This window comes from Candidatus Thioglobus sp. (assembly GCF_029243085.1).
Lineage (GTDB): Bacteria > Pseudomonadota > Gammaproteobacteria > PS1 > Pseudothioglobaceae > Thioglobus_A.
Map to the genome: position 1 here is coordinate 1 of NZ_JAQWSS010000110.1, position 3,507 is coordinate 3,507.

Consider the following 3,507-nt stretch of genomic DNA (forward strand, 5'->3'; position numbering starts at 1 on the left):
TAGAAATTACTTCATCGTGAGAGAAATCAAAACGCAGTTTATCGCCGTCAACCAACGAGCCCTTTTGAGTAACGGTTTCACCTAAGACTGTACGTAAAGCTGCATGTAGTAAATGTGTTGCTGAATGGTTACGTGCAATACGCTTGCGACGGTTTTTATCAACTGAAGCACTCACCACATCACCTACTTTTAATGCGCCATGATTCACAACACCATGATGCTCAAAAGCACCTGTTTTTTGTTTTTGTGTATTGCTAACACTAAACTCTACACCACTTGCACTCAGTGTACCGCTATCACCAACTTGACCACCTGACTCGCCATAAAAACTTGATGCCGACATAACAATAATCGCGTTATCACCTGCTTCAATAGCCTCTACCAACTCACCATCTTTGATCAATGCTTGAACAGATGAGCTGTTTTCTAACTGCTCGTAACCTAAAAATTCAGTAGCATCGCTAATATCCACGCCTTTTTGCGTGGTTTTAAAATCGCCCGCTGAACGCGCTCTATCACGTTGCTTAGTCATGGCTGCTTCAAAACCCGGCATGTCAATCGTAAGATCGCGTTCACGAGCAACATCAGCCGTTAAATCAACTGGGAAGCCGTATGTGTCATACAGTTTAAACACGGTTTCACCATCAATCTCACTACCTGTTAAACCAGCAATCGCCTCTTCTAAAATTCCCATACCTTGATCTAGCGTTTGGGCAAAGCGCTCTTCTTCACGTTTTAAGACTTTTTCAACATTAGCTAATGCCGATTTTAATTCTGGATAAACATCTTTTAATTCTAGTGCAAGTACGGGTGCTAAACGATAGAAAAACACCTTATCAATGCCAATCTTGTGGCCATGACGAATCGCACGTCGAATAATACGGCGTAGTACATAGCCACGCCCCTCATTGGATGGGATTACCCCATCAACAATCATAAAGGCGGTTGAACGAATATGATCAGCAATAACGCGAACTGAAGCGTTGTCAGTTTTAATACCCGCGTCTTTAGGCGTTAGCTCAACCACTGCCTTAGTTAGACTCTTGAAGCCATCGGTATCGTAGTTATTATTCTCATGTTGCAATACTGCAGCTAAACGCTCAAGCCCCATGCCCGTATCCACACAAGGTGCGTCTAATGGTTTCAGATAGCCGTCTTCTTGTTTGTCATATTGGGTAAATACCAAATTCCAAATTTCGATATAACGATCACCATCTTCATCTGCATGGCCTGGAGGACCGCCGGCAATATCCGCACCATGATCATAAAAGATTTCACTAGACGGGCCACACGGGCCAGTATCGCCCATTTGCCAAAAATTATCTTTCGCGCCACAACGAGAAATACGCTCTCTTGGAAAGCCAATTTCATTCACCCAAATATCTTCAGCTTCATCATCCTCTTCAAACACACTAATCCATAGCTTCTCTTTTGGTAGGCCGATTTCAACCGTTAAAAATTCCCAGGCATATTGAATAGCCTCACGTTTGAAATAATCACCAAATGAGAAATTACCCAGCATTTCAAAGAAAGTATGGTGGCGTGCGGTATAACCCACATTCTCAAGATCATTATGTTTACCACCTGCACGTACACAGCGCTGACAAGAGGCTGCGCGGGTATAAGGGCGTTTTTCCAAACCGCTAAATACATCCTTAAATGGCACCATACCGGCATTTACAAACAACAAGGTTTTGTCATTATGCGGCACTAATGATGAACTTGGTTCAACTGTATGACCTTTTGAGGCGTAAAAATCTAAGAATTTTTGTCTAATTTCAGCAGTTTTCATGCGATTAAAGCATTATATAAAAAGGCCTAATTATATATTAACCTAGCATCTAAATGCCATGTGCTTAGGGGTTTAAGGAAATTCTTTGGTTAAAGCGTCAATAGTTGTTAACGGCTAGTCCTTAACAAAATTCACAATATCAACCAAAGGTGTTTGTTAAGCGCTTTAGTGTGGGATTTAGATGCTAATGCTAGGTTAACAGGAAATTACTATACTAACAATGAAGTATCGCCCGCACCATGACGAATAATTTCAACACCACCGGCTGATAAGTCAATCACTGTGGTTGGTTCTGGTGGACAATAGCCATCATCAATAATCAAATCCACCTGATTATCAACAGCATCACGTACATCATCAATATCATAAAATTCTCGCCCTTCAAGAATTAATGAAACACTCATTAATGGCTCACCCAGCTCTTCGAGCAGCGCTTGTACAACACCATGGTGTGACACTCGAACACCAATGGTTTTTTTCTTTTCATGTAACAGTCGCTTAGGTACATCGCGCGTTCCTTCCAGGATAAAGGTATAGGCACCTGGCAGAATTTTCTTCAATAATCGAAAAGCATTGTTATCTAGTTTGGCATATTCACCAATATGCGACAAATCACGCATCATTAAAGTAAAGTCATGGCGCTTAGATAGGCTACGTATTTTCCTAATCTTTTCAAGTCCATTTTTGTTACCCAAAGTTGTGCCTAGGGCATAACCAGAATCTGTTGGATAGGCAATTACCCCGCCCGCTCTAAGCACGTCAATCACTTGAATAACCAGCCTCTGTTGAGGATTCTGAGGGTGAATTGCAACTAACTTGGCCATGACCAATCTCTCCATACGGTTTCATTAACATCGGGCATGTCTTGTAAATGACCAATACGAACTCTTTGATTGGGCCAACCATGATAATCCGAGCCAATTGATGATAACAAATCAAACTCTTTGGCCCATTGGCTCACTAAGGTAATCTCATCACTACTACTTGAGCCTGTCACCACCTCTACCCCATCTAAGCCCGCACCAGACAAATGACTTAATAGTCGTCTGACTTTAGTATTGGTCATGCGGTAGCGCAAAGGATGGGCCAATACCGCCTTGCCACCAGCAGCGTGGATCCACTCAATCACTTCATCAAATTCAGCCCACTTACCGCCCACGCCACCTGGCTTTTTACCGGTTAAAAAGCGTTTAAACACACTGCGCATATCTTTGCACACGCCTTCTTGCACGAGCATTTGGGCAAAATGAGTGCGGGTAATCATTGGGGTTTTGGCAACTAACTTAACCTTCTCTAATGCATTAAAAACACCGGCTCCGCCCAAACCTCTAGCCATTTTTTCAGCACGCACTTGTCGAAACTCTTGGTGCTGTTTAAGCCCTGCTTGTAGGGTTTTGTTCTCGATATCAACACCCAAACCTACAATATGCACGGTCATATTGCTCCACATAGCTGACACCTCCACCCCATGCACCAAATTCAAGCCAATTTCATCCGCTTGCTGCTGCGCTTCAGCCAATCCATCGGTGGTGTCATGATCTGTTAGGGCAAATACATCACACCCTTGCTCCTTGGCAAGACGTACCACGTCACTGGGTGATAAAACACCGTCAGAATAATAAGAATGATTGTGTAGGTCAATTTTCATCTATATGATATTTGGTTGATCTTCCTCCGCCACTAGAAAGCAAGATACCCTTATTTGACAGATCTAT

3 protein-coding genes are annotated in these 3,507 nt (G+C 42.7%); all 3 read right to left on the reverse strand.

The window, feature by feature from the left end:
- On the reverse strand, positions 1–1,792 hold a 1,792-nt coding region (gene alaS / locus P8M52_RS06240), incomplete at its 3' end, for an alanine--tRNA ligase (RefSeq protein ID WP_300308905.1).
- Positions 1,793–2,001: 209 nt separating this feature from the next.
- On the reverse strand, positions 2,002–2,616 hold the full coding sequence (locus P8M52_RS06245; RefSeq protein ID WP_300308908.1) for an L-threonylcarbamoyladenylate synthase: 615 nt from the start codon (positions 2,614–2,616) through the stop codon (positions 2,002–2,004).
- Positions 2,604–3,440 carry a PHP domain-containing protein gene (locus P8M52_RS06250; RefSeq protein ID WP_300308911.1) on the reverse strand — a complete coding sequence of 279 codons (837 nt, stop codon included), beginning with the start codon at positions 3,438–3,440 and terminating at the stop codon, positions 2,604–2,606. The genes P8M52_RS06245 and P8M52_RS06250 overlap by 13 nt, the downstream gene beginning before the upstream one ends.
- Between the last annotated feature and the right edge of the window lie 67 nt (positions 3,441–3,507).

Excerpts from the sequence above, each read along its gene's own strand:
- P8M52_RS06250 (WP_300308911.1), bottom strand. The coding sequence starts at position 3,440 with ATGAAAATTGACCTACACAATCATTCTTATTATTCTGACGGTGTTTTA.
- P8M52_RS06245 (WP_300308908.1), bottom strand. The coding sequence starts at position 2,616 with ATGGCCAAGTTAGTTGCAATTCACCCTCAGAATCCTCAACAGAGGCTG.